The sequence below is a fragment of the Thermoflexus sp. genome (assembly GCF_025055495.1).
Lineage (GTDB): Bacteria > Chloroflexota > Anaerolineae > Thermoflexales > Thermoflexaceae > Thermoflexus.
In genome coordinates this window covers 1-25,896 of sequence record NZ_JANWXB010000154.1, presented here as the reverse complement: position 1 = coordinate 25,896, position 25,896 = coordinate 1, and the positions used below count along the sequence as shown (strand labels likewise).

Below are 25,896 nucleotides of genomic sequence, written 5' to 3'. Positions count from 1 at the left end.
GGGCAACCCCCTAGGGTCGCTCCTACAGGAAGTGCTTTCCCTCAGTGTCAGGTTTTCCCTGGGATGGTTCGGCGAGGAGACGCCGGATGGTAGCGACAAACTCCTCCAGCGGGAACGGCTTGAGGAAGAAGTCCGTCGCCCCGATGGCCAGGGCCTGACGGCGCTTCCCCAGCGGATCGGTGGCGCTGGCCGTCATGATCACCACCGGGATGTCCGTGGTCTTCGGATTGGCTTTCAGCCGCGCCAAGGCATCCAGTCCGCTCATCCCGGCTGGCTTAAGGTCCATCAGCACCAAGTCGGGGCGCTGGGCCTCAATCCATGCGAGCGCCTCCACAGCGTTCCCGAAGGCGGTGACCTGGAACCCGTGATTGCGCAGGGTATCCTGGAGCAGAGAGCGGGTCCCCACATCGTCATCGACGATCAGGATATGCGCATGCCGTCGAGCATATTGATGCACTACCCGCAGCAGTTGCTCCATGTCCACGGGCTTGCCCAGCACGTCTACTGCTCCCAGGCTCACCCCTCGCTGGCGATCGGCGATGACGGAGACGATGACCACGGGGATCTCGGCGGTCGCCGGATCCGATTTCAGACGCTCCAGAACCGTGAAGCCATCGAGGTCCGGAAGGTAAATGTCCAGGGTGATCAGCTGCGGACGCTCCTCCCGGGCGAGGCGTAGGGCTTCCTCACCTCGATGAGCGACCAGGGTTCGATATCCTGCGCGCTCTAGGTGCTGGACCAGCAGGTCGGCGATATGGCGATCGTCTTCCACGATCAGGATAGGAGAAACCCCGTCCGCCCGGACGGGGACCGGCGCTGAAGCTGGAAGGCGCTCGGCTGGAGCAGGCGCCTCAGAGGCGATGGGGATCGTGAAATGGAACGTGGATCCTTTGCCGATCTCGCTTTCCACCCAGACCTGCCCGCCGTGCATCTCCACCAGGGCTTTCACGATGGAAAGCCCCAGGCCTGTTCCAGGGGTCTCCTGGACCCGCGGGTCGTCCACGCGATAAAAGCGCTCGAAGATGCGGGGAAGGGCCTCCGGAGGGATGCCGATCCCCGTGTCGCTGACTTCCACGTGAACCGCTTCGTCCTCGATGCGGGCCCGGATGCGGATCCGCCCGCCTTCTGGTGTGTATTTGTGGGCGTTGCTGACCAGGTTCATCAGGATCTGGATCAGGCGATCCTTATCCGCCCGGACGGGGGGGAGGAACTCGGGGAGATCGAGCTCCAGGCGCTGGTTCTTCTCATCGATGCGAGCCTTCAGAGCGGCTACCACGGCTTCCACCGCTGCCTCCAGGGGCACCGGACGGAGATCTAACTGAAGGCGGCCGCTCTCGATGCGGGAGATATCCAGCAGGTCATCCACCAGCAACTTCAACCGATCCGCGTTTGCCTTCACGATCTGCAGGAAGCGATACTGCATCTCGGAAAGCGGCCCCCCCGATCCGAGGAGCAGAAGGTCCACATAGCCCTTGATAGAGGTCATAGGGGTGCGGAGCTCGTGAGAAACCGTGGAGATGAACTCGGTCTTGGCGCGATCGGCCTCCACCTCCGGTGTGATATCTCGGAAAACCGAGACAGTGCCCAGGAACTCGGTGCCCATCATCACCGGAGCGGCGTGGACGGTGATGAAACGGCCTTCGGGGGCGAGCTCGTGGCGTGTGAACAGAGTCGGCGGTTGTCCTCGGGGGGAGGAAAGCCATCGGCGCAGGGAGGCCATCCACTCCTGCCAGGCGGGCCCGTATAGGCCGGTGAAATGATGGATCGGCCGGCCGAGGACCTCTTCCCGGCGCAGCCCCAGGATCTGCTCGGCAGCGGCGTTCATCATGATGACCTCGCCCCGCGCATCGGCCACCATCACGCCTTCGGCAATGGACTCCAGGATGGCCTGGCGCTTGGAGGCTTCTTCCTGAACGGCCCGGAGGGTGTTACCCAATTGCTCGGCCTGCTGAGTGATCAGCATATAGAGGGCCGCGTTGTTGATGGCTTGGGCCATCTGGGCGGCCACGGTCTCCAGAAGCTGGATCCGCTCCGGCTCAAACTGCCGCGGCTCCGGGTCGGTGAACACAAGCGCGCCCAAGACGTCCAGGCCCAGGGTGAGGGGAACCACCAGAACGGCGCCCGGGCGCAGCGCCTGCCAGGGCGCCGGAAGGAGATCTGGGGAGATCCCCACCACATTCTGAGTCCGTCGCTGGCGGATGGCGGTCCGGATCGGACCGGGATCTTCGTGAAGGGACCAGGATTGCTTCAGCAGCTGCGGGCTGCCCGGCCCGATTCCGGCTCGCACCTGCAGGCGCCCCTGCTCGGGATCCAGCAGGACCACCGCAGCTGTCTCTCCCTCCTCGACGAGGAGCGATAGCGCTTGCTGAAGGATAGCCTCCAGCTCCAGGCTGGCGGTCAGCGCCAGAGTGACCTGATAAAGCAACTCCAGCTGACGATGGCGGGCTGACAGGTCCGCCAGGGCTTTTTCCAGGGCTTCGGTTCGCTCGCGGACCAGCGCTTCCAGCTCCTCGCCGAAGCGGCGGGTTTGCTCGTAAAGCCGGGCGTTCTCCAGGGCCACCGCGGCCTGTTCCGCCAGAGTCTGGAGGAGGATCTGTTCGGTCTCATCGAAGGCGCCGCGCTCCGGATGGGCCACCGCGATCCACCCTACGATCTCCCCTCCCGCCCGCATCGGCACGAGGAGCAACGAGCGCACCTCCGTGCGGTCTCCATCCAGAACCTCTTCCAGGTCCCGGAGGTAGAGGACGCGGCCCGAGGACAGGGCCTGGATGATCCAGGGGGAATTCAGGAGCGTCTCCAGCGAAGCAAGGCGATCCGCTCCCTGAGGGGCGAAGCGAGCGGCAACCTGTAGAGATCCCCCTTCTTCTGTTCGGATCACTGCGGTCCAGATCGCCTGGCTGAGGGAAGCAGCGGCCTGGGCGATGGCTTCTAACAGAGCGCCCAGCTCCAGCCGGGCGGCGATCTGGCGGCTGGCCTCGTTGAGACGGGTCAGGGCTTCGATCCGCTGTTTCAGCCCCTCATAGAGGCGCGCGTTCTCGATGATAATGCCGGTCTGACTGGCCAGCAGCTCCAGCATCTCCGCCGTCTCGCGGGTAGGGGCCCGGCCATCCCGGGGCTCATCCACGGAGATGATCCCCAGCAGGCGTCCGCCGGTTCCGTATATCGGGACGATCAGGAGATCCTCTGGATGCCAGCGGGTTGGGTCAGGCCGCGGCTCCCGGGTCGGCGTGGCGGTCCAGGTATCCAGGATTTCCGTCAGGTTCTCTGGCTGCCGTTCATACGGGATGTAATAACAGGCTCCCAGCCGGAATTCCTCTCGTAGCAGGATTTGCATGTTCCGCCATGGCTGGGAGACTTGGCGCATTCGCTCGAACACTACAAGGGGAAGCCCGGCCTGGGCCACCCGGCGCAGCATCGGGGGCTCGCCCTCCAGCAGGCTGATCAGCACATGTTCAAATCCAATGGATTCCTGGATGGCGTAGGCGACCGCCTCGAGGGCGTTCTCTAACGGCCGCTCCGAGCGCAGCGCCTGGCTCACCTCCAGCATCCCCCGCATCAATTCGATGCGCTGGCGATAACGCTCGCTCCGCTGGGCTTCCTCCGCCAGGCGCATGGCGTTACCAATGGCCACCGCGGCCTGGGCCGCCAGGGCTTCCAGGAAGGCGATCTGTTCCTCGCTGAAGCCATGGGGTCGCCGGCTTTGGAGATCGAGCACTCCAACGACCAGCGTCCCATGCCAGATGGGCACCGCCACCTCAGAGAGGGTATCTGGCGTTCCCGCGATGTAATAGGGATCCTGCCGGACATCGGGGACCAGAACGACCCGGCCGGTCTGGAAGGCCTGGCCGATCAATCCCTCGCCGGGGCGCTGACGGTCCAGGCCCCGGGCCTGCAATTGCTCCAGGGAGAGGTTACGGAGCAGGCGAGGGCGCAGGAGACCGCTCTCCGGTTCGTAGAGCAGGATCTCACCATAATCCGCTCCTGTGACCTGAAATGCCGAATCCAGCACCAGGTTCAGGATGTGATCCAGATCCAGATTCGCGTTCAGCTCCTGGCCGATGCGGTTCAGCGCGGTCAACTGATGGATGCGGGCTTCCAGACGCTCGTGGACCTCCCTATAGAGCCGGGCGTTCTCCACGGCAATGGCTGTCTGGTGCGCGATGGCCTGAAGGAGCTCCAGATCCTCTTCATCGAAAGCATTCTCGTCCTCCTCATGCTGGATGGCCAGCATGCCGATCACCCGATCGCCAACCCGCATGGGGACCCCCATCCAGAGCCGGGCGGGGGTTCCCACCGGCTCGATCCCCAGCGCCCTTGCCTGATCGATGACATCGCCTCGCAGTAGAAGGGGCTGGCCGGTTCGGATCACATATTCGGTCAGGCCCCGGCCGCTGCGCCGCTTCGGCCGCTCGGTCAGGCGCTCTCCGCGGTGGATATAAAATGCAAACGAGATCTCATCCGTTTCCGGCTCATAGAGTGCGGCGTAGAAGTTTCGGGTGTCCAGGATGCGCCCAAGCTCTTCTCGAATGGTCTCGAAGATCGCATCCAGGTCCAGCGTGGCGGCGATCCGCTGACCGATTTCCACCAGGGCTCGCAAGCGGGCGGCGCGGCGCCGGGCCTGTTCGATCACCTGAAGGTTGTGGAGGGTGGTCCCCAGCACCACGCCGATCGCCATCCCCAGACGTTCATCTTCCGGGGCGAATCGACCCTCCCACCGGTTGATCAGGTGGATCTCCCCGATGGGCTGTTCCCGGGTCGTCAGGGGAATCGATAAGACGGAGCGGACGCCAAAGCGGGCGATCAGCTCCCGATAGGGTGGGATCACCCGACGATCCTCCGACGCCCGGTTCGAGCGAAAGGGACGCCCGCCACGGAACACGCTTTGTGCAAACACGGGGTCCCGCACCGGGAGGCGGAACCCCAGGGCTTCCGGCGGCCATGGCCCATAGAGGCCGGCGGGGTGTGGGGCCAGCTCCTGGCGTTTCGGGTCATAAAGCAAGACCACCACCCGTTCCACCCGGAACCATCCTGCCAGTTCCGCTACAGACTGCCGGAGGAAGGCTTCCAGGGAAGGGGAGGCGGCGCTGATGGCGGCGATGCGGAAGAGGGTCTCCAGCCCTTCGACATAGTGGCGGGTGGCTTCGTAGAGGCGGACGTTGTGAATGGCGATGGCTGCCTGGGCAGCGATCGCCTCCAGGAGGCGCAGGTGTTCTTCGGTGAAAGCGCCCGGGCGATACGCGATGAGCTCCAGCGTCCCGATGAATTCTTCCCCCGTTTGCAGGGGCACGCCCAGAAAGGCGCGCGCAGGGAAAAGCTCCAGGTCCAGGCGAGGGCGCGCGTCGGTGAAGCCGCGCAGATCCCGGATCAACAGGGAACGCCGGTGGGTAGCCAGCCAGCCCGTAAGACCTTCGTCGGGCCGGTAAACCCCTCCAGATTCCATAAGGCGGGCCACCGCCTGGGGATCCCCCCCGCGGGCCCGAGTGCGGAGCCGACGTTCTCCAGGTTCCCACAGGTTGATCTCGGCGAGATCGTAGGAGATCACCTGCTGGATTGCGAACAGGATGGCATCCAGCATGGAGTCCAGATCGAGGGAGGCACTCAGCAAGCGGGCGATCCCGGTAACCAGAGCCAGTTCCCGGGGATAGGCCGAGGGTTCCGGAGTCGCTCTGGAGCCCTCGGGGATAGGCTGAAGAACTACCAGGAAACCCGGTCGTCCGTCCAGCGTCAGCGGAAGGGCGCTGGCCCGGACGCCTTGATTGCCGATCACAGCGGTCTCTCTGGAGCCCAACAGCCAGCGCTCCAGCACCCCTGACGGGCGAAGGCGGCCCTCCAGATCGTGGCGGGAAGAGGGGATAGGATCGCCCAGCCAGGTGCGCGCCGCGGCGTTCAGGAACAGCCGCCCGCTTCCCGCCTCGATCCAGAGCACCGGTTCTGCCCATCGGTCCAGGAAGGAGACGTCCTCCGTTCGCGCCGCCGAACCGGAGGATGGAGCGTGAATGGGTCTTAGAAGCCAACGCAGACGCTGGCGCCAGACCATCTGAGGTTTCCCTCCGCCCTCTCTCCCCAATGCCGCGAAGCAGCGCGGGGAGAATGTGAGATGGGATGGGAGTTACGCAGTTAATCCCCTCCCCGTCAGAGCAACAGAATCTCCTTCCGCCGCGCTTCCGCTGCGATCTCCGTGAGCTCCCGGATGTCGTTGAAGATCGAGTCGCTTGCCCGAACGATCCCGATGGCCAGACTCATCAATGGAACGCGCTTCTCGTTTCCCTCTCGATCGGTCAACACCAGATAGCCCCGTTCTCGGTCGGAGAACGCATAGTGAGTGCCCACCCCCTCTGCGAAGCGCCGACGGAGCGCCTGGGCGATGGCCTCCGCCCGCCCGGCCTCCGTGATCACCACAAAGTCATCGCCCCCGATATGGCCGATGAAATCCTGCGGCGTTCCCAGCTCATCCACCACCTCTCCAATCAGCATGGCCGTCCACCGCAACACCTCATTCCCTGCTACAAAGCCGTAGACCTCTCGAAAGGCATCCAGGCCATTGATCCCGATATAAAGCAGACCCCAATCGGAGCGGCGGAGGAGGGCGCGGAGCTGATCCTCGATCAGACGCCCGCTGGGGAGGCCGGTCACCGGGTTGGTGAGGCTTTCCCGCTCGGCCCGTCGGATGGCGTTCTGAACCCTCAGGCGCAGTTCCTCAATGTCAAAGGGCTTGGTGATATAATCGTCGGCGCCCAGCTCGAGGCCGGCAATGCGGTCGCTGCGTTCGTCTCGCTGGGTGAGGAAGATGATGGGGATATGGCTGGTGCGCAGGTTGGTGCGCAGCCTCCGGCAGACCTCATAGCCATCGATGTCGGGGAGAACGATATCCAGGATGATCAGATGGGGGAGCTGCTGGCGGGTTCTTTCGAGCGCCTCCTGGCCCCGCATGGCCGTCTGGACCTCATAGCTAAGTGAGCTGAAATACAGCTTCAGCAGGTTGGCGATGTCCGGATCATCTTCCACGACCAGTATCCGCGCCTTGCTCATGGAGCCCTCCTCACCGCGCTCGCCCCTCGGTTCAAAATATTAAACCGAGGAAGCCGGGCTCGCGGTTGCCAGAATCTATGGCTTATTCTAACCCCAGACGCTTGAAAATGGAAATTCGCGGAAGCTGTCTGAGCTTTTTAACCAGGGGCGCGGTGGACGATCAGGTCTTCTCCCGATGCGGGGCCAACCCTTCTCCAATGGGAGTTTGGCCCCCCTTCCCCGAGGCCCTTTAGGCCTCGAGGAGAGGGAGAAGGACGTCTTTGGGGGGCCGGGTGCTGAGGGCGCCTGGCTCCCCCCCAAAGCTCCTGAGGAAGCGAACGGCGTACTTCCTATACGATGGATAACCGATGGGCCCACGGAAGCCTGATCCATGCCAGCCTTCTCCCTTGTCCTTCTCTCCACGGCCCAAAGGGCCGTGAGGAAAGGAAAAAAGAGATCGAAGGGCGAGCCGTTGAAGGCGGCCTGTCCCGCCCCGATACGCCCCAAAGTTATGGTTTGCCGAAACGGGAGATCTGTCGGCCTGGACGAGGAAATTGGCGCATCCTGGGGGAGGGAATTGATCCAGTCGTTCCGAAGGTTCTCTACCGGATTTCCTTCCGTCCGTCGAAGCGACGTCCGCATCGGTGCCTGGCTGGCGCCTCTTGGGATCTGGTTCCTCTGGTTACAGTATGCATGGCCATCGATAAGATTCTTCCAGAGCGTGCCGGCCGGCGAGGACACCCTGGAGGTCATGTGGGCGCTCGCATGGTATCGAAGGGCGCTTCTGGAGCTACACGTTTCCCCCCTGTTCCATCCCTTAGCGTTTGCCCCCCAGGGCTGGCATGTCGCCAAACAACACCACGGTCCGTTCCTGATCGGCCTGATGCTCCCATGGGCATGGCTTGGGGGTGATGCCTTTGCCTTCCACGTTCTGGTATGGCTGGCTTTTTCCATGGCCTTCGTGGGCGCTTTCCGTCTGGTTGGTCTCTTCGCCCGAGATCGCTGGCTGGCCACTGCGGTTGGAGTCGCTTATGCCGCCTTCAATGGCACCTTTGCGGCGATGCACATCTATGGGGATTACCTCACCGTCGCCTGGGGAACGGCCTGTCTTCCCCTGATCGGATTCGCGCTGGAGAAAGCTCGGCGAACCGGGTGGGCGCCCCGCTGGCTGATCCGGGCGGGAGGGGTATGGGGCCTGGGGATCGCCGGCAATCCGTATCTGATCTTCCTTGGCGGGGGGATCGCGCTGGTCTATGGCTGGAGGGCGTGGCGTCAGGGGCGGCTGGGGCGGTTCCTCTTTCGAGGGCCCGGGATGGCCGCGCTGATCAGCGGTCCATGGCTGGCGCTTTTCCTATATGCCTTCCTCCAGGATCGGATGCTGGGCCAGACTCTGGAGACGGCACTGGGCAATGGATATCGATGGATGGATGCGCTGGTCTGGAACCCGTATCACCCGTGGCTGCGATGGCACCCCGCGCCTTCTCATCGGCCGATCCTGACCCTGGGGATGATCCCAGCAGGGACCAGCCTGCTCGGCCTGCTGGGGGTCGCAGCACGCCGACATCAGTTGCGCAGCCAGCCGTTGCTTCGAGCGGCCCTCTTCAGCGCGTTGCTGGCCACGGGGATCGCGGCGCAATGGGATATGCCCGTTCGGATCCCATGGCCTTCCGAGCTCGCCGCGGTTTACGAAGCGATCTGGCGCATCGGCCACGCCCGTAAACCGGAACTGTTCCTGGAAGCCACCCTTCCAGACGGCTGGCGTCCTCTTGCCCTCACGCCCTTTCTTCTGTTATGGGCCATCGTGCCGTTCTGGGAGATGGTCGGGACGACATGGCGGTTCATCGCCGTGACCGCGCTGGGAGTTATGGTCGCGGGCGCCGAGGCCTGGACGCGGATCGCTTCCCCGTGGTTTCGACGAGGGCTGACTTTCCTCTGGCTCCTCGAGGCGCTGATGAGGCCTCCCCAGGTGCTCCCCTGGCCCTATGTCGCCCACCCGGCTTTCGAGTGGCTGCGGCGTAATCCGGAACCGGGAGCTGTCATCGACGCCTTCGCCGATCATACGCCGGGCCTGCATCTTTCGCGGGTCACGGTGATGGCCACGGAATACCATCGGCGCCCCACCTTATCCGGGTTCACGCCTTTCCATCCCCGCTGGATCGAGAGGCTGCAACGGGGGCGGGGACTGTTGTTCCGCCATCGCCCTGACTGGCTGGGCCAGCACGGCTTTCGCTTCCTGATCGTCCATCATCCTCCTCCCGACTGGTCGAAGTGGGGCTGGCCGTTTCCTCTGGAAAGATGCTTTGATCCGCCTCCCGTGCCCTCTCCCTGGAACTATGCGATCTGCATCTTTCGCATCCCGGATCGCGAGGGGCCGGCCATCACCAACCTCTGGCTGCTGGATGGATGGTCAGGCCCGGAAAGCTGGGGGATATGGGCGGAGGGCATGGAGGCCCATGCCCTCTGGCTGGTGGATCAGCCCGGAGAAGAAGTGGCTCTGGAGCTGATCGCCTTCCCGCTCTGCCAGCCGGGAAAGGTTCAGCGCCTGGAGGTTTTCCTCAACGGATCCTTGCTGGGCGAGGAGACATTCCCGGATTGTCAGGAGAGAGCCATTCGCTGGAGGATCCCGCAGGGATGGGCACGCCGGGGGGTCCATGAGCTGACTTTCCGATTCGCCTACGCGGTCTCTCCGGGAGAGGGGGATTTGCGTCCGCTGGCGATGGGGTTCCGCCGGATCCGGATCCAGCCTATGCCCTAAGAAGGGAAAGGGCCTTTGCTGCCGAGTCAAGGGGATCCACCCGCTGGGATATGGAGGCGCTCCCGAATGCTTCATCGTTTGGGGGCGAAGGAGCGAGGGCTTCTCCTCCATTCGGAGCCTTGGGGATCGTGCCGGACCTTAAAGGCCTGGCCCTTCGGGGGTTCGGATCCGGCGACGGGCTGCCTTCATCCGGCGAAAGGTTGTCAACTTGAGGTAAGATTAAGGCGAAAGAAAGACCACAGATCGAACGGAGCGGCGATGCCCCGGCTGAGTTCGTCGATGGAAGATTATCTGCGGGCGATTTACATCCTGGCCGAACGGGAAGGGACGGTCACGACGACCCGACTGGCGGAATACCTGAACGTGGCCCCGCCGTCGGTGACCGGGATGTTGAAGAAGTTGGCCCGGCTCCGGCTGGTTCACTACACGCCGTATCGAGGGGTGGCCCTGACGCGGGCGGGCCGCCGGATCGCGCTGGAGGTGATCCGGCACCATCGCCTGTTGGAGCTCTTCCTCATGGAAGCCCTGGGCTATGATTGGGACGAGGTCCATGCGGAGGCCGATCGTCTGGAGCATGCGATCAGCGAAGCCCTGGAGGAGCGGATCGCCGCGATGCTGGGTCACCCAGCCTATGATCCTCATGGCGATCCCATCCCCACGCGGGCTGGGGAGATCCCGCTTCCGGCCGCCCAACGGCTGAGCGAGGTTCCGCTGGGGATGGCCTGTGAAGTGCTGCGGGTGACCGATGAGGCCTCGACCTTGCGACAGGCCGCCCGGGCGGGCCTGCGACCCGGCGCCCGGGTGATCGTTGAGGAATGGGTGCCGGGCGCTGGCCTGCGCATCCGCGTGGGCGATCAGGAACATCGGATCCGACGCAATCTGGCCGAACACGTTTTTGTGCGGGTGTCCTCTCCCGAACCCCCTCTGGAAACGATACCGGATGCGACGGCGGCGACTTCGGATCACTTCTGAACTGGTCGAGCGCATATGGGCGGAGATCCTCACAACCCTGCCGGCGGATCTGCGACAGGCTGTAGATAACTTGGCGATCCTCTTGGAAGAGGAGCCTACCCCGGAGCAGCGGCAGGCGCTGGGTCTTTCCCCTGGGGAGAGTCTGTATGGCATGTTCGAGGGGCCTACCCTGGCGGAACGGGATCGGGCCTCTATCGCCTGGCCATCGCGGATCCTGCTTTTCCGTCGTCCTCTGGAGGCCGACTTCGGCAGCGATCCCTTCCGGCTGCGAGCTGAGATCCGGCGCACGTTGCTGCACGAATTAGGACACTATTTTGGCCTGAGCGAGGAGGCCCTGGGCCGATTAGGGCTGGAGTAAAGGGATTGGGCTCATGTTCAGAACGCGTGCCGCTGGCTGGGTCCGATGACGGGTGGCGGGCAGAGGTTTGGAGTGGTGGGGCGGGGGGGCGAAGCTCCCAACCCCATTATCCCAAATGTTTCTTACATCCCTCTCTCCACGCCGCGAAGCAGCGTGGAGAGAGAGTAGGGGGAAGGGGGATCGGGCTCTTTCCCGCCGTCGGGTGGTTCGCTCTCTGGCTTGCACCCGTTTTGGGCATGAGCCGAGGGATGTTTGAGATGGGCGGGGCCGTCTTGAACGGCCATGCCCATCCTCGGACTCTTCTTGATTTCCCTTCCCATACGTGTGCGGTGAATTCCATTCGCAGGGGCACGGCGAACCCTTGGAGAGGGAGCCGATGAAGCCCCCCAATCCCCGGGGAGCAATCCATCGTTCGCGCAAGCGACGTCGAATTCATCGCCCGCGTTTCCCATGGTCCCTCAGGCCGCGAGGAGGAGCCTCGAGGGGGATGTCCTAAGGCGGCCCGCCCGACCTCAAAGCTTTCATGGGGCTAACTGACCCGCTTTCCCACCCGATCGACATAGGCCCGGGTGTAAACGTTGATCCGCACGATGTCCCCTTCGGTGATGAACTGGGGAACCAACACCTCGATTCCATTTTCCAAGATGGCCGGCTTGTAAACGTGGCTCTCGCGCTCGCGCAAAGGCGGGGAAGTGTGGACCACGCGGAGATCCACGGTTTCCGGGAAGGCCACGGCAACGGGTTGCCCCTCATGGAATTCCACCGGGATCCGCTGGTTAGGCTGGAGGAAGATCTCCAGGTCTCCGATCATCGCGGCTGGGATCGGGATCTGATCATAGGTTTCGGGATCCATGAAATAGAACATCTCGCCATCATTGTAAAGGTATTCCATCACCCGGCGCTCCAGGGAGACCTCCTCCACCCGCTCCTCCGGCCGGAAGCGCCGATCCGTTACGACCCCGGTGCGCAGGTTGCGCAACCGGGTGTGCACCACGCCCTTCTGTTGCGCGGTCCCGGAGTGATAGACCGCATCGATCACCAGGAACAGTGTTCCCTCTAACCGGATCGCCATCCCCGGGCGAAGCTCGCTGGCGGCCGGCATCGCATCCTCCTGGGCCCTCAAGGTCATGCTCGCTCGCTTTCTGAATTGGGCTTCGCAGCAGGCCGGGAGCTTGGGTGGGGAAGGGGCAGCGTTGCCGCCTGACCCACCACCCCGACCTTTTTCCCTCCTCACGTTGCAAATGCATGCTGCGAATTCGACGTCGCTTACGCAACGGATCCAGGGGTTGTCTTGTTTCCCTCCGATGACTCAGGGATATGGGCCACCCCAGATTTTATTTTATAGAAATTACGCGATGAGGAGCCGGCTGGACGGATGGAATGGCTTTACCCCCTTTTATCTTTCCTCATGGCCTAAGGGACCTCCGCCTGTAAGCTGCCCTCCGAATTTGACCAGTCTGGCCAGCTCGGTTATCCTCTATACGGGTATAGCGTATTTTGCTCGAGCCCGGTTCATACGGGGATCCTGAAGTTGGGAGGACGGGATGCCGCTCTACGAGTACCGATGCCGTGCCTGCGGAGCCGAGTTCGAGCAGCTGGTCCGATGGAACACCCCGGTGGAAGAGATCGAGTGTCCGGATTGCGGCCGGCGGGAGGCGGAGAAACGGCTCTCGCGGTTTGCCGCCCGAGGGATGGATGGCGGGTCACGCCGGGATACGGCCTGCGGCCCGGTCACCTGACGGATTCGCTGAGCGGGAGGCCGGGTCGCCTCCCTCTGGGCTTGACGTCAGCTGGGGAACGGGAAGAGCCCTTTTATTTCAATTTTTGAGGCCCGGTGAGCGCTGTATGATCCGAATCTCCACAGAAGCTGAACAGCAGTTGATCCGGCGCCTGCGGCGTCTGCAGGGTCAAGCCCGCGGGGTGGAGCGGATGATTCAAGAGGAGCGGGACTGTCAGGAGGTGTTGGAGCAGCTGGCGGCGCTGCGGGCGGCGGCCCATCAGGCCTTTCTCTTCGCCGTCCGGGCCTACGTCCAGGCCTGCGCCCGGGAGGATCCGGCCCGCTCCGCTGAGGCGGTTCGGGCTCTCCTGGCCGCGCTCCAGCGGCTTCCTTGAGCAGCTCCTCGGGGTTAGGAACGATGAGGGCGGCCCCCCGGGGCCGCCGCCCCTACTATGGCCAGGGATCGATCGGGCCCCTTGGGCGGAGGCCAACCGGATCTGTCAGAATCATCCGGGATCCAGAGGGGAGGTCCCCATGGGGGAGTATTGGTGGCAGACAGGGGGCTCATCACAAGGATCGGGTCGAAGAAAGAAGCCAGATTCTTCGGAAGGCTCTCTCCCGTTTCCGCTTCACAATCCAGGAAGAGCGGAAGAGGCCGTGGAAAGCTACCGGGCAGGGGATCTTTGCCCAAACTGTGGGTTCGCTCCTCTCGAATATGATGGCTATTTCAACGTCTACTGCCCCATCTGTGGGTTCCGCACTGGAGCCCGAGGGGTGTGCACCTGATAGCTGGATTCCAGCGGGGGCGGTGCCCTCGCCCGAGATCACCGGAGCTAAGGCGGAGGTTTGCTTTGCCTTTTGCTCCGCTTGAACATCGGATCTGTTCGAAGGAGGATCCCATGAGCACTGAGATCCGGCTGAGTCTGTTGGACCCTCAGGGGATGAAGTTAGAGGCCTTCACTCCAAGCGGCCATTCGGTGATCATGGACGCTGCTCCGGAGGCCGGGGGACGCAATGAGGGGCCTCGCCCGATGGAGATGCTGCTGGTCGCCCTCGCTGGGTGCACGGCGATGGACGTGCTGTCCATCCTGCGCAAGAAGCGTCAGCCCCTCGAAGGGTTTTCCATGGAGGTTCGGGGCGAGCGCGCCTCCGAGCATCCCAAAGTCTACACCGATATCGACGTCCTGTATGTGGTGAAAGGGAACGTCGATCCTCAGGCGCTGGTGCGAGCGATCGAGCTCTCGGTGACGAAGTATTGCTCGGTCAGCGCCATGCTCCGGAAGACCGCCCGCATCCGGTATCGCTATCGGGTCGAGCCCACCACGCCTGGGGCGGAGCCGGTGGAAGGCGAGTATGGGTTGGAGGAGGCCCCCGCCTCTGCCTGAAGCGCAGGTCGGAAGGGGCGGACGGCAAGGCGGTCCGCCCCTTACACGAAAAAGAAGGCGATCCCCAGCATCCCATAGACCGCCAGAAGCTGCGCGCCTTCCAGCCAGTTGGTCTCCCCATCCAGGGCAATGAAGGCCGCGATGATCCCGGCCATCACCACGGCGACGAGCTCCAGCGGGTGGAAGACCAGATCCATCGGTTGCCCCATGGCCAGGCTGGCGAAGACCAGCACCGGGGCCACCAGCAGGGCGATCTGCAAGCTGGAGCCCACGGCGATCTCCAGGGAGAGATCGATGCGATCCTCCGCCGCCACCTGCACCGCCACGAAGTGCTCCGCCACGTTCCCCACCAGCGGGATCAGGATGATCCCCACAAAGAACTCCGTCAGGCCGAGGGCCTTGAGCGAAGGCTCCACGGCGTGGACCAGCAGCTCGCTCATCGCTACCACCCCAGCAGTAGCGGCGGCCAGAATCCCCAGCGCCTGCGACGGAGACCAGCGGGCCGGGTGGGTGACGTGGGCCGACAGCGGCTGGCGGGCGCGCAAGGTATAGACCACGCTCAGGCCATAGAGTGCTAGCATCAGCCCCGCCACCTCTAGGCTCATCGTCCCCACCGCTTCCGGGTGATGGGCAGCGATGGTGCGGCTGAACAGGGTGGGGATCCCCAGGGCGATGAAGGAGATCACCGTCATGGTCGCCAGGACCCCTGCCCGTTCCCGGGAGAAGCGCTGGACGCCGTGGCGCCATCCGCCAACCAGGAGGCTGAGCCCCATCACCAGGAGCAGGTTCCCGATGATGCACCCGGTGATGGAGGCTTTCACCAAGTCCAGCAGCCCGGCGCGGATCCCGGCCAGGGCGATGATCAGCTCCGCAGCGTTTCCCATCGTGGCATTCAGCAATCCCCCCACCACCGGCCCAGTTCGCGCGGCCAGCTCCTCGGTGGCTTCCCCAATCAGGGCGGCTAAGGGGATCAGGGCAATAGCGCTCAGGATCAGCACCGGGATCGGCCCCGCGTTCAACACGGCCGCCAGCACAGCCATTGGGACAGTGATCAGCAGCGCTCTGGACCATGGCATCGGTGTTCGCCCTCCTGTGCTTTGTGTTTGGATTGAAGGCCGGGAGCCCAACGCCCTCCCGGAGGTTCGGGGTCCGGGGCACTGCCTTCGACAACATCCCAGACCCGATGTCCTTCTTTCCCCTCCCCGAGGCCCTTGGCCCTCGGGGAGGGAGGCCTCCTGGCCAGCTGGGGGTTGGGATATGGCGGGATAGGCGGCGAAGCCGCCTGTCCCGCACCTTTTCTGGCTTACAGGAGATATAAAATGAGGATCGCCATCAGCCCCCAGAGGATCACTGTAAGCAGCAACGGTCGATCCTTCAACACCAGCTCATCCGGCGGTGCCGTTTCCCCTTTCACATGAATCAGATAGAGATATCGAAAGATCCCATACAGGACGAAGGGGATGGTGAGCATCATCGCGTGGTTGGAGGGAAGGTTAGGAGCGGAGAACGTGTAGAGAGAATACGCCACGATGGTGGCCGCCATCACCACGCTCATCATCTCATCCAGGAAACGGACGGTGTATTCTTCCAGGATGGCCCGGTGGTTGCGGGCGTTTTCTCCGAGCAGGATGATCTCCTGACGGCGCTTGGCGAAGCCAATGAAGAGGGCCAGCAGCAGCGTGCACAGGTAAAGCCATGGCGAGAATCGTTCTACGTGGACCAGGAACACCCCGGCGGCAACGCGCAGGACATAGCCGCTGGCCAGGGTCAATACATCCAGGATCACCAAGTGCTTCAGCCAGAGCGAGTAGGCCAGGTTCATTCCCCAGTAAACATAGGCGATGAGGGCGAACCATGGGTTCAGAACGAGGGAGGGATAAACCAGACCCAGGGGGATGAGGAGAGCGGCCCCCCACGCGACCCGCGGATCCAGCTCCCCGGATGGCAGAGGCCGATGGCGCTTGCGTGGATGCTGACGATCTCTTTCTAGATCCTGCAGGTCATTAAAGAGATAAACGGCCCCGGAAAGCAGGCAAAGGATGATGAAGCCCGCCAGGGTGCGTCCCAGCGGCTCCGGGCGGAGGAGCTTCTCGTCGAAGACGAGGGGTGCGAAGATGAAGAGGTTCTTCAGCCACTGGCGCGGCCGCATGGATTGCGCCAGGGCGATCAGCGCTCCTTTCTGAGGGATGGGAATGGCCCGCACGGAAACCCTCCTGGTGGGGTTTCAAGGCTTGGCGGCCCGCCTGCCTTGAAATCCTTCTCCCCCCTTCAAAACGCTACCCAGAACAGCCGTTCCTGATTATAATGTGAGCCGCGATCCTCTAGCCACCTGTGGGTTGATGGTTATGCAGTTCGTCTTCTCACTCCCCGTAGCCTGAAGAGCGATGGGGCGGGTGAGGGTGCAGCGACGCTCCAACCTTATCTTGGAGAGCTGGGTCGCAGAGCGAAGGCCCTCGACCCCGCCCCCAACGGGTATGAAGCGGTAAGGCTGAAGACGGCGAAACTGGATCTCAGGAACACGGCTTATGAATGAACAGGAGCGCTTGGTCATCCGTCGGAAGATCCTGGGGATTGCCCTTCAGCAAGCTCGGGAAAGAGCGGGGAAAACCATCAAGGATTGCGCAGCGTTGCTGGGGATTCCACCGGCCCGTTATCGGGCCTATGAGGCCGGCCGCAGGGATCTCACGCTGCCGGAGCTGGAGGCCCTAGCTTGGTTCTTTCAGTGCCCCCTTTCCGCCCTTCTGGAGCCCGATCGCCATGTCGCCTCCCTGAGCGAAGATGGGATGGCGGAAGCGATCCCGGAACTGCTTACGCTCCGTCATCGGATTATCGGTCTGATCCTGCGCCAGGCCCGGGAACGGGCGGGTAAAAGCCTGCGGGAGGTCGCGACGTTCCTGGGATGCACTCCCCGGCGGATTCGAGCCTACGAATCAGGGGAGCGTCCAATCCCCCTGGTGGAGCTGGAGCGATTATGCCTCTATCTGGGGGTTTCCCTTTCAGACTTCTATGACACCGACAGCCCGATTGGGCAGTTGGTTCTCCTGCTGGATCAGGTGGAACGCTTCCGAACGCTCTCACCGGAGGTCCGCTCATTTGTGACATCGCCGGTCAACCTGCCCTATCTTCGCCTGGCGATGCGTCTGGCGGAGCTTCCGGCGGATCGCCTTCGGCATATCGCGGAGGATCTGCTGGAGATCACCCTGTGATGTGGACGACGCCGGCGCTGATTCTCTTCCTGGGAATTGGGGCGGGATTGCTCCGGCACATCATGGTCGGCGGCGGGGCGAGGCGGCTGATCCTGGATCTCCTGTTGGGGTGCCTGGGATTTGCGATCGGCCACGGCGTAGGACGGCTCCTTGCCCCTGGATTTGGGCAGATCGGAACCACGGCGGTGATCCCCGGCCTGCTGGGAGCAGGGGTTCTCCTGGGAGTCTCCTCGATTTCTATTTCCTCTTCCTCCCGTCGCGGGGCGGTTTGAATTCCCTCGAGCCGGAGCGAAGGGAGATGGTTTTCTTTTCACCGTGTCGCCGGGGACGATGCCCCGGAGGGTCCGGAGGTGGGCCCGGTCGGAACGCTGAGGGCCAGGCCTTGGGACGTTCAGGGGGCTGAACCCCGTAACGAACCTTCAGATCCTCCCCTCTTCCTCCTCCCTTCCCGGGCCGGTAATGCCTGCTCGTGGCGGACGGTGCACTCTGTTGGCGCCGTTGATAGGCGAGTAAGGTCCGGGCAGGACAGATGTCCTGAGAAAATCCGGACACAGGTCTCTATCGAGGTAGGATTTTTTCGATTACGATGAGAAGCGGAAAAATCCTCCGACGGGAGGCCTGCAATGGATCGGCTGGCGCGTGTCTGGTTGCTGCTTATTCAGATCGTCCTTGGCTACGAATGGTTGAGCAGCGGCCTGAGGAAGCTGGAGACGGGCGGCCAGTTTGTCGCCGGTCTGCCCCAGACCCTGGCCCGCTTTGCGGAGAAGAACCCTTATCCCTGGATGAAGGCCTTTCTCACCGGTCCGGCCACCGCGAACGCGACGTTGTTCGGGAACCTGGTTCCGTGGGGCGAGGTGCTGGCCGGCCTGGGCCTGATCGCCGGCGCCCTCTATCTGCTGTTCCTGGCCCATCGCTTGAACGGAGTGTTGCGACGTGTGGCGGGGATCCTGGTGGCGATCGCCCTGCTGGGTGGGATGACGATGAACGCCATCTTCGGTCTGGCCGCAGGGCATACCAGCCCCTCCACCGCGGGCCTTAACCTGGTGATGTTCTTCTCCCAGGCGATGCTTCTGGGCTTCTGGATCGGCGTGATCCTCCAGCCGGTGGAGGAGATCGCCCTGCGACGACGGCCGGCCTGAGGGGAGAAGCCCTAAAGGAAAAAGGGCAGGGACCCTGAGCCCCTGCCCTTTTTCCTTTACGGAGAGGGGCCTGGCGGAGCGTGGAACACGATGATTCCCCATCCCTCGCAGTGGGCGCGAGGCCGGGACACCCACCAGCCTTCCGGATCGGCGGCCTGGAGCGCGGCGAGCGAGGCGTGGTCTTCCGGATGCACCAGATAGAGCCGGGGGCCCGGCAGGCTCCGATGGCCTTCCAGGGCCTGAGGGAGATCCTCATGCCAGATGGTGTGAGGCCAGTCGATATCCCCCAGCCACATCCCGATCAGCCGGGAGTCGAACCAGTAGGGATACGCCACGTAGAACGCGTTGGTCTCCGGTCCACCTCCCAGATAAAATCCTCGCAGGATCTCCGCGGCCTCCGAGGCGTTCAAGACCGCGCGGCAATAGCTGGCGGCGTATTCCCGAAAAATGCGGTCCGCGTTGATCCGGATCAGGGCCAGGGCCAGCAGGATGGCGGCACCCCACCTCATCCCCTGCTCAAAGCGGGAGGAGCTTCGTCCCGCAGTCCACAGGGCGGGGACCAGGGCGGTGAAGGCAAGGACAGCCGGCAGGGCGCCCGCTGCCCGCACGGTGCTCGGGTTCTCTCGCGGGAAGGACAGGTTATAGGCGGAAGGAAGCAGCATCACCAACCCCGCCGCCAGCATGGCCAGCGGGACCGGATCCCGATGGTGGAGCATCCAGAGGATCACCGCGACCCCGCCCAGGGCGAGCAGGGCGCCCATGAGGGGATCCAGCATCGGCCGCAGGGGGATCGTGGCGACGTAGACCTCATCGCCGGTCCAGTGGAACATCAACAGCGCCCGGCGGAGGTTGTCGGCCAGGATGAGCAGGGGATTTCCCTCAATCGGCTTCTCCCACGTGGAGACCCGGGTCATCAGCCGGTAGAAGAAGAACTCCGGATAATCCACAATGAAGCGGAGCATGGGGGCCAGGATGGGGGCTGCGGTCAGCATCCCGATGAGGAAGTCCTTCGCCCGTTGCCATCCTATCGTCGTCCGCCAGCCTCGTTGCGCCAGCCAGGTCACCAGGAAGGCGGCGGGCAGGGCGGCCAGCATTCCCCGGAAGGGGGAATAGCCATACAATCCGATGCCCAGGAAGAAGCCCATCCAGAGGAAGTCGGTTCGCTGCCCGGAGCGGAGCCCCCGGATCAGAAAGGCCAGCGACCAGGCCGCGAAGGTTGGCAGGAAGGGGTAGCGCAGCCCCACTCGGGCGGGGATCACCGCCCACGAGGCGATCGCCCCCAAGAACATCGTCCACAGCCCTCCCCATCGTCCCCACAGGCTGGCGCCCAGGAGGTAGAGGGCGGGCAGCAACAGCACCCCGATAAAGGCCGTGCCGACCTGTAGCGCGTATTTGTGCAGCGGCATATCGAAGAGGCGGATGGTGGCGGCGGCCAGATAAAACTGAAAGGCCTCCCGGCCGGTGTTCCGAGGAAAGAAGATCCGGTATTCGCCGTTGAGGACATCCCGGACATCCAGCAGCTTTTCCGCGTGGTCGCTATTGACATCCCGGGGGAGGTTGGGGAGGTCCCAGTAGCGGAAGCCAATCCCAAGGGCGAGGATCAGCAGGAACAGCAGATGATGTCCGCGTAGGCGAAACCCATCGCGGGGCAGGCGGGGGAGCGGGGCGTTCCACCACGCCAGGAACCAGGCGATCACCGCCACGATCCAGGCGGTGACCCCGAGCGGGCGGAACCGGTTGCCGCCGGAGTCGAGGAACGCCAGGATCATCCCGCCCAGGCTCAGCGCCAGCCACACGGGGCGATAGGAGCGGGAAGAGAAGGTAGGTCTTTCCTGAGGAGGGCGCTCGGCCTCCAGCCGCTCCGGCGCACGGTGGATCGCCCAAACCATCAGGAGGAAGGACCCCGCGTAAAGCACCAGCCCCCAGGGATCCGGGGCGTCCCGGGGGCTGGCGTCCAGCCGGAGCTGGGCGAAGACAGCCAGAACTGCGCCCGTGACCAGTGTGAGATCCGCGATGGCACGGAGCGGACGGTTTGCCATTCGCCGCTTCACCTCCTTCGTCCCAGCCTTGCGCTCGCGCCCTATTATGAGGGGGACAGTGACCTGCCGCAAGACGGCACGCCATGCCGACATCAGGCTCCACGTCAGCGCTTCCGCCGTCGGACCTTCACGACGCCTGCCGTTGCGATCGCCCCCAGGATGCCCGCCCCGATCAGGACCGGAATCCATGGCGTGTGGATCTCCACCACAGACAGCGTCACAGAATCCCCGGCGGGCGAGCCATCGCGGAGGGCGGGCAGGCGCTCGCCGGTCGCCCAGCGATATACCCCGATCCGAACCTCCCCCTGGCCGGAGAAGAAGGCCGGGAGGGGGATGGGGTGGGGATCCACGACGATCTCGCCGGGGCTCCACGCCGTGGGCGGGCGACCCACATCCGCTCCGGGCGCGTGGTCTCGCTGGCCGATCAGCCTTCCGTCGGGCCCGATCAGGTGCACGAACACCGAATAGTCGAAGTCCGGTCGACGCAGCGCCTCCCAATACAGGACCACCCGGAGGCTACCCGGCCGCTGCCGGATGTCGAACCCACGCAGGCGGAACATGTCGCCGAACTGGATGTCCGCGGGATTCGGGATCGTCGCCGGCGGCGTGCGAAGCGGCGGCGGGTAGGCGTTTCGGATCACGGCATGGGCGATATAAACCGCGAGGGCCAGCCAGGCGGCGCTGAGGGCGAGGGCGATGGCCGGGAGGAGGCGAGGCCATCGGGAGGGCACCCCGCTCAGCAGCCCTCCGGCCATCAGGATGGCGATCGGGCCGATCACCGGAAAGAGATAACGGCCCTGCCATATCGAGGCGTTGGCCTGCTGGGCGATCCCCAGCATCAGCGCCTCGTGGGCCAGGACCGCCAGCATCAAGAAGAGCGCGCCGCCGGCATCGACGGGCTGGGGCCTTCGGATCACGGCCCGGATCAGCCATCCCACCCCTGCCAGCGCGAGGCCGGCGAGGGGGATCCAGTAAAACCACGCTGGGCTCTCGATGGACATCCAGCCGAACACGCCCCAGAAGGATCGGAACTGGGTTCGCAGGAAGGGTTCCAGCTCCTCTAACGAGAAGGGCGTCGTGCGCAGGTTCACGGCGAACACCTGTCGGTAGATCTGCCAGCCCAGGGGATCCCCGTAGAGCGCCTGGTTGCGGATCCCCCACCAGGAGGTCATGGCGGCCGCCAGGAGGAGGGCCCCGATCAGTCCCCGGAGCGTGGGGAGGAGGCACCGGGCACGCCAGCCCCAGATCACCAGCGCCAGCCCTGTGAAGGCGACCAGAGCGCCTCCCAGCAGCTTCGTGATCCCGATGATCCCGATCCATCCCCCTAAGCCCAGCCACCATCGAAGCGGTATGTTGGGCGATGACAGCATCCGGCGTCGCATCAGGAGGGCGTGCCATAGCAACCCCGTTGTCGCCAGGATCAGCAGGTTGTCGTTGTTCACAGCGGAGGAGATAAACAGGAACTGCGGGTTGAAGGCGGCGATGCCGGCAGCCAAAAGGGGGATCGCCGGGGATCCCGGAAAGACCAGACGGGCCATGTGATAGATCAGGAAAACCGTGCATGCGCCGAGCAAAGCGGAGAAGAGCCGCGCCAGGCGGATACCCAGCGCCCAGCCACGGTAAGGCCACTCGGACTCCACTTCGTCATGCAGGCTAACGTTCGGCTGATCGCCTCCAGCCCAGATGAACCGGGGGTTTGGTCGAAAGGCCCCCGTGGGATCCTGCAGGTCCGCCAGAGAGACCGGGAGGGCGGCGAGGAGATAGTAGAGAGGAGGCTGATGGGCCTGGCCCAGCTGTCCGATCTCCATTCGGGGAAGCGATCGGGTCTGGAGGATGTGGACAATATACAGAAAATGGCCGACCTCATCGGGGGCCTCCCAGGGCGGGATGGTGACGTTGTAAAAGAGGCTGGCCATCAGATAGGCGCTGATCAGGAGCCCGATGGGGAGCGCGCTGCGCCGCATGGTTATAGCCTCCTGCGCGGGCCGACCGGCAATCCGTTATCGCCCATCGGGACGGCGGGCGATCATAAAGAAATACGCACCCTCAGCGCCCGGGGGCTCTTCATAGAAAGGCCGCAGCACCCGTTCCACCGGCCACAGGCTCCACCGCCACGGGGCCAGGATCCAGCGCCCGAAAAGCGTTTTATACAGCAACGAGGGGAGCCCGTAGGGGTGGCCCCACTCTAAGAGGGCCGTGGCGCCCCGGGAGAAATAAAACCACCAGCACAGGGGGCGCAGGCCGGTCCGCTCCAGCCGGGCCGCCCAGATCTCCGGGGCGTCGCAATGGTAGTGGCGGGAGATCCGGTTGAAAAACCGTCCATAGGCTTCGGCGGCCCACCGTAAGCCCATCCGGCGGAACAGCCGGTAAACCGAAAGGAACTCCACGAAACGATGGCTGGGCGAGCAGAACAGGAAGTATCCTCCGGGCCGGAGGACCCGGGCCACCTCCTGCAGGACGGCCTCCACATCCGGGATATGCTCGAGCACCGAGTTGCTGATCACCGTCCCGAAGAAGCCCGAGGGGAAGGGCAGGCGGGCCCCCTCTGCCTGGACCACCCATCGATACGCGCGTCGGGCGGCGGCCTCTCTCAGCGCCTTCCATCCGGGGTCCAGCCCCACCAGGGCTTTTCCGGGGAACGCCAGGCTGGCGAAATGGCCATCCCCACAGCCCAGATCCAGGATCGGCGCGGGCATTTCCAGGCCCTGATAGAACCGGGCCTCTACCCCTCGCAGGAGCGCCCGGAAGGCCGGGACTTCTTTCAGGTGGAGCCAGAGGAAGTCAGGGGTCATCGGCGATATATTTCCATCAGTTCCCGAAATAGCGCTTCATAGGCGGCGGCTGTCTTCTCCGTGTGATAATACTGCTCCACCCACTCCCGGGGCCGGCAGAAGGCTGAACGGTTGGTCAACACCTGAAGGATGGCCTGCGCCAGGGCCCGGCTGTCCCGAGGGGGAACTGTCCGGCCCATCCCGGTCGTCTGGGTGGGCACCCGGACCCCTGGGAGGTCGCTGGCGACGACGGGGGTGCCGCACAGCATGGCTTCCACCTGAACCAAGCCGAAGGATTCGGTGGCGTTCAGGCTAGGCAACACCACCACGTCGCAGCTGGCGAAGAAGGCGGCCATCTCCTCCGGTTCCAGCACCCCCACGAAGGTCCAGTGGTCTCGATATTTCTCAAACAGGGGCGCCAGCCGTCGGGCGTAGGCCTCCTCCCCGAGGACGTTTTGATAGGGCCCGGCGAAGAGGACCCGGGCGTTAGGGTGGACGGCGAGGATCTGGGGGAGGGCCTCCAGGAGATATTCCACCCCCTTCTCGGCTGCCAGCCGGGCGGCCATCCCGATCACCACCTGGTTCTCCAGCCCCCAGCGGGCCCGGAAGGCCGCCACGGCCTCCGGTCGAGGGGTGGGGATCTCCACCGGGGGCGGGATGATGCGCACCTTGTGCATATAGCGGGAAAGGTAGGGGGAGTGGCGGGCGTAATCTTCGGTGTAGGTCACGATGACGTCGGCGAGCCGGGCGGCCAGGTGATCCATGACGTGCACCGCGACATTGGCCAGGCGGTTGATCAGGCCAGGGGGAAGGGTGACGTCGCAGTGATAGGTGAGGACGACCGGTTTCCGGAAGAGGCGTCCGCGAAGGGCGATGCCAGCGGCGTCGAACTGGGGCAGGTGCAGCCAGAGCACGTCGGCCCACCAGGCCAGCCGGGTAGCCCAGATCCCGATGGTGGGCATGATGACCCCCTTGCTGATCCGAAACCATACCGGGACCCGCCGGATCCGCACCCCATCCCGGATCTCCTCCTGGGGGAGGCGCCGGTCATATTGGGAGGTCAGGATCTGGACCTCATGTCCGCGGGCCGCCAGGGCTCGGGCGGTTCGCTCTACGTAGATGGTCAGGCCGCTGATGTGAGGACGGTAATAAGTAAGCGCCACCAGGATCTTCATAAATGCGGATGCCTTGGCCGGTCATGTAAGTGATTTGTCCAATTATCAACTGGGGATTCGAGGAACCGAAGCCCGTCCGGAGGGCTATGGCCCCTCCCCCTTTCTCCCCTTCCCCAAGGCCCTCTGGGCGTTGGGGAGGGGGAGAAAAGATCTTTCGGGGGCGATGTGGGGGCCAAGGGTCCCCTGCACCGCCCCCCAAAACCCCTGAATGAAAAACGGACAAAGCAATCAACGATTCAGCGTTCAGTTTCTACTGTGCGGGGATCAGAACACCCTCTCGCACCCATTCCACCAGACGCGTCAGGCCCTCCCGCACGTTGACCCGGGGCCGCCAGTCCAAGTCCTGCATCGCCTTTCGGATATCGCTGATATACACCTTCTGATCCCCAGGGCGCCATGGACCAAAGCTTGGAGGGTCCAGGGGACGGCCCAGGATCTCCGAGAGCAGGGGGGCGAATTCATGCCAGACCGAGAGGGTGTTCTCCGGCCCTCCCCCAATGTTGTAGACCTGTCCGGCGGTCCGATGGATGCGCTCCACGGCGGCCCGCATAGCGGCGATCAGGTCGGTCACAAACAATAGATCCCGCACCTGTTTGCCGTCTCCATAGATCGTGATCGGCCGCCCCGTCATGGCCGAGATCACGAAGTGGGCCACCCACCCCTGGTCTTCCGTGCCGAACTGGCGAGGGCCGTAGATACAGGACATCCGGAACACAACGGTGGGGAGCCCATAAATCCGGGCATAGTCCCGCACGTATTGATCCGCCGCCCCTTTCGAGCAGCCATAGGGGGAGTGGAAATCCAGGGGCTGGCGCTCGTCGATCCCGAACGGCCGGTCCGCATACCGGTAGCGGGTGGCCTCCTCCACCACGGGCACCTCTTCCATCGCGCCATAAACCTTATTGGTGGAGGTGTAAAGGATGATCGGGCGATGGCGGGCTTGGCGGGCCGCCTCCAGGACATTCAGGGTGCCGAGAGCGTTGATCTCGAAGTCCGTGCGGGGATCAATCAGGGAAGTGGTGACGGCCACCTGGGCGGCCAGGTGGAAGATGACCTCGGCCTGTCGCACCACCTCCGCGACGGCCGGGAAATCCCGGAGATCGCCGCGGACGAAGCGGATGCGACCCCCGTGGCGATCCTGGAGCCAGGCCAGGTTCCGCTCCACCCCGGGGCGGGCCAGCAGGTCGAAGATCCACACCACCCAGCCCTCGGAAGCCAGGGCGTCCGCCAGGTTGGATCCAATGAAACCGGCGCCGCCGGTGATCAACGCTTGAGAGGGCATCGAAACCTCCCGCCATAGCCACCAGGATTTTCATCTAAAGGCACAGCAGAGGCTATTATAGTGCTTTGTCCATTTTTCATTTGGGGGTT

Annotated in this window: 19 protein-coding genes; 9 read left to right on the top strand and 10 right to left on the bottom strand. The window is 64.0% G+C overall.

The window, feature by feature from the left end:
* Window positions 1–22 precede the first annotated feature (22 nt).
* Window positions 23–6,037, bottom strand: a complete 6,015-nt coding sequence (locus tag NZM16_RS05340) for a GAF domain-containing protein (RefSeq protein ID WP_295479138.1) — start codon at window positions 6,035–6,037, stop codon at window positions 23–25.
* A gap of 95 nt (window positions 6,038–6,132) precedes the next feature.
* Window positions 6,133–7,029, bottom strand: a complete 897-nt coding sequence (locus NZM16_RS05335; RefSeq protein ID WP_295448992.1) for a response regulator — start codon at window positions 7,027–7,029, stop codon at window positions 6,133–6,135.
* Between the two features lie 556 nt (window positions 7,030–7,585).
* Between NZM16_RS05335 and NZM16_RS05330 the strand changes: the two genes are divergently transcribed.
* From NZM16_RS05330 to NZM16_RS05320, 3 genes are all read left to right on the top strand, one after another.
* On the top strand, window positions 7,586–9,763 hold the full coding sequence (locus NZM16_RS05330) for a hypothetical protein (RefSeq protein ID WP_295448990.1): 2,178 nt from the start codon (window positions 7,586–7,588) through the stop codon (window positions 9,761–9,763).
* Window positions 9,764–10,021: 258 nt separating this feature from the next.
* Window positions 10,022–10,735: a metal-dependent transcriptional regulator gene (locus NZM16_RS05325; RefSeq protein ID WP_295448987.1), complete on the top strand. Its 714-nt coding sequence runs from the start codon at window positions 10,022–10,024 to the stop codon at window positions 10,733–10,735.
* On the top strand, window positions 10,704–11,093 hold the full coding sequence (locus NZM16_RS05320; protein ID WP_295479136.1) for a metallopeptidase family protein: 390 nt from the start codon (window positions 10,704–10,706) through the stop codon (window positions 11,091–11,093). The genes NZM16_RS05325 and NZM16_RS05320 overlap by 32 nt, the downstream gene beginning before the upstream one ends.
* 529 nt (window positions 11,094–11,622) lie before the next feature.
* Here NZM16_RS05320 and NZM16_RS05315 read toward each other — a convergent pair.
* Entirely contained in the window at window positions 11,623–12,195 is a 573-nt protein-coding gene (locus tag NZM16_RS05315) for an elongation factor P (protein WP_295479134.1), read from the bottom strand.
* A gap of 442 nt (window positions 12,196–12,637) precedes the next feature.
* Between NZM16_RS05315 and NZM16_RS05310 the strand changes: the two genes are divergently transcribed.
* The 3 genes from NZM16_RS05310 to NZM16_RS05300 all read left to right on the top strand — a co-directional run bounded on the left by NZM16_RS05310 (window position 12,638) and on the right by NZM16_RS05300 (window position 14,195).
* A complete protein-coding gene (locus tag NZM16_RS05310; protein ID WP_295448979.1) occupies window positions 12,638–12,832 on the top strand; it encodes a zinc ribbon domain-containing protein in 195 nt (64 codons plus the stop codon).
* 106 nt (window positions 12,833–12,938) lie between these two features.
* The gene (locus NZM16_RS05305; protein ID WP_295448977.1) at window positions 12,939–13,205 is read left to right on the top strand and encodes a metal-sensing transcriptional repressor; all 267 of its coding nucleotides are present in this window, start codon (window positions 12,939–12,941) and stop codon (window positions 13,203–13,205) included.
* A gap of 504 nt (window positions 13,206–13,709) precedes the next feature.
* The gene (locus NZM16_RS05300) at window positions 13,710–14,195 is read left to right on the top strand and encodes an OsmC family protein (RefSeq protein ID WP_295448974.1); all 486 of its coding nucleotides are present in this window, start codon (window positions 13,710–13,712) and stop codon (window positions 14,193–14,195) included.
* A gap of 41 nt (window positions 14,196–14,236) precedes the next feature.
* Here the strand turns inward: NZM16_RS05300 and cax are convergent, their stop codons facing one another.
* Window positions 14,237–15,271, bottom strand: coding sequence for a calcium/proton exchanger (gene cax, locus NZM16_RS05295; RefSeq protein WP_295448973.1), 1,035 nt, complete (start codon window positions 15,269–15,271; stop codon window positions 14,237–14,239).
* 227 nt (window positions 15,272–15,498) lie between these two features.
* Window positions 15,499–16,398, bottom strand: coding sequence for a decaprenyl-phosphate phosphoribosyltransferase (locus tag NZM16_RS05290; RefSeq protein ID WP_295448970.1), 900 nt, complete (start codon window positions 16,396–16,398; stop codon window positions 15,499–15,501).
* 322 nt (window positions 16,399–16,720) lie between these two features.
* Between NZM16_RS05290 and NZM16_RS05285 the strand changes: the two genes are divergently transcribed.
* From NZM16_RS05285 to NZM16_RS05275, 3 genes are all read left to right on the top strand, one after another.
* Window positions 16,721–17,401: a helix-turn-helix domain-containing protein gene (locus NZM16_RS05285; protein WP_295448967.1), complete on the top strand. Its 681-nt coding sequence runs from the start codon at window positions 16,721–16,723 to the stop codon at window positions 17,399–17,401.
* Window positions 17,401–17,673, top strand: a complete 273-nt coding sequence (locus NZM16_RS05280) for a hypothetical protein (protein WP_295479132.1) — start codon at window positions 17,401–17,403, stop codon at window positions 17,671–17,673. Before NZM16_RS05285 ends, NZM16_RS05280 begins: the two co-directional genes overlap by 1 nt.
* Window positions 17,674–18,024: 351 nt before the next feature.
* Complete coding sequence (locus NZM16_RS05275) at window positions 18,025–18,540, top strand: hypothetical protein (protein WP_295448960.1); 516 nt, start codon at window positions 18,025–18,027, stop codon at window positions 18,538–18,540.
* 56 nt (window positions 18,541–18,596) lie between these two features.
* Here the strand turns inward: NZM16_RS05275 and NZM16_RS05270 are convergent, their stop codons facing one another.
* The 5 genes from NZM16_RS05270 to NZM16_RS05250 all read right to left on the bottom strand — a co-directional run bounded on the left by NZM16_RS05270 (window position 18,597) and on the right by NZM16_RS05250 (window position 25,807).
* Entirely contained in the window at window positions 18,597–20,579 is a 1,983-nt protein-coding gene (locus NZM16_RS05270; RefSeq protein ID WP_295479130.1) for a hypothetical protein, read from the bottom strand.
* 104 nt (window positions 20,580–20,683) lie between these two features.
* Window positions 20,684–22,543, bottom strand: a complete 1,860-nt coding sequence (locus NZM16_RS05265; RefSeq protein ID WP_295448954.1) for a glycosyltransferase family 39 protein — start codon at window positions 22,541–22,543, stop codon at window positions 20,684–20,686.
* 36 nt (window positions 22,544–22,579) lie between these two features.
* A complete protein-coding gene (locus NZM16_RS05260; protein WP_295479127.1) occupies window positions 22,580–23,371 on the bottom strand; it encodes a class I SAM-dependent methyltransferase in 792 nt (263 codons plus the stop codon).
* Window positions 23,368–24,525: a glycosyltransferase family 4 protein gene (locus tag NZM16_RS05255; RefSeq protein ID WP_295479124.1), complete on the bottom strand. Its 1,158-nt coding sequence runs from the start codon at window positions 24,523–24,525 to the stop codon at window positions 23,368–23,370. Before NZM16_RS05255 ends, NZM16_RS05260 begins: the two co-directional genes overlap by 4 nt.
* A 250-nt stretch (window positions 24,526–24,775) precedes the next feature.
* Window positions 24,776–25,807 (bottom strand): NAD-dependent epimerase/dehydratase family protein, encoded by a 1,032-nt coding sequence (locus NZM16_RS05250; protein WP_295448945.1) that lies wholly within the window; start codon window positions 25,805–25,807, stop codon window positions 24,776–24,778.
* Window positions 25,808–25,896: the final 89 nt, after the last annotated feature.